Here is a 1194-nt window from a genome sequence, read left to right as displayed (position 1 = left end):
GGTACTGAGGGAAGCATTAACTTATTACTACTAGCAATATTTGGTGGCACATGGTCGCGACTAAATAATGCAGCTTTACCGCAACTTATGCAGGACACGATTGAAATTCCGCGCTCTGAGCTCTATCAATCTACCGGACCACTGCTGGAGATGCTGAAGCGGACACGCTTCAAGCAAGAGGAGTTTATAAAGCCAGCATTAGAGATGGCTCAATTTGTATCCAATCTGGTCACCAAAGAATATCAAGACGTACCGAGCATTCGCATCAAACGGCGAAATTCTAGTAAAAACCAATTTCAAATCCCGTGGGAGTTCTCTGATCAGCAAAAACATCCCGTTGCCGAAAATAGTCCATTTGCCAATGGCTCAGCCATGCAGCGCGAAGTCTATGAGCAAGCATTAAGTCGATATCGTATTTTTGACACCGCATTTGATGTTGAAATTAGGCCGCTAGAAACCATCCGCATGGCTCAATTGATATCTTTTCGAGAAGAGATTGATGAAAAAATTAGTAGCTGGCCGATACCATGGTCACGATTTATCAAAACCTATAGCGCTCTCTTTTCGGCGCCTGTGAATCATGGCTTCGAATCGTCAGAAGAGGGATTACTCAATCGAAAATTACTGAGTCGAGTAATTACATCCAAAAGTGCCGTAGCAATCCACCAAAAAGAATATCTCCTACCAAAACCTGACTCCACTGTAACTTTTCTAATTGATTGCTCTGGCTCAATGAAAGAGAATCGCCTTGCTATGGCAGCATGGATTGATGTCATGGTCAGAATATTGGATAAAGCCAATATTCCATGTGAAGTCTTGGGATACACAACGGCAAGCTGGCAAGGTGGAAGATGCATAAAAGGATGGCACGCTGCGGGTAAACCAAAAGATCCCGGGCGACTGAATGAACGGGCCCACTGGATTTTCAAAGACTTTAAAACCAGTTGGAAAAATTCGCGCCTAAGCATTGCGGGAATGCTCAAGCCAGACATCTATAAAGAAAGTTTAGATGGCGAAGCCTTGTTATGGGCAACTGAGCGAAGCTTATCTTATCAACCTCAATCAGGCATATCTAATTTAGCTTCTGATGAAATCAAGCACAATATTATTTTACTTTCCGATGGTTGCCCAATGGATCGGGCCACACAACAAGCAAATGCAGATGAAGATTACCTCATGGATCATCTGAAATTA

General features: G+C 43.1%; 1 pseudogene. It reads left to right on the top strand.

The features are described 5' to 3' along the window. Window positions 1-87: 87 nt before the first annotated feature. A pseudogene (locus B7Y67_RS18620) lies at window positions 88-1194 on the top strand (hypothetical protein); the annotation flags it as partial.

It is taken from the genome of Polynucleobacter sp. 35-46-11, assembly GCF_002281105.1.
Note: the sequence above shows the minus strand (reverse complement) of the source record. Positions and strands in the feature narration are given on the sequence as shown.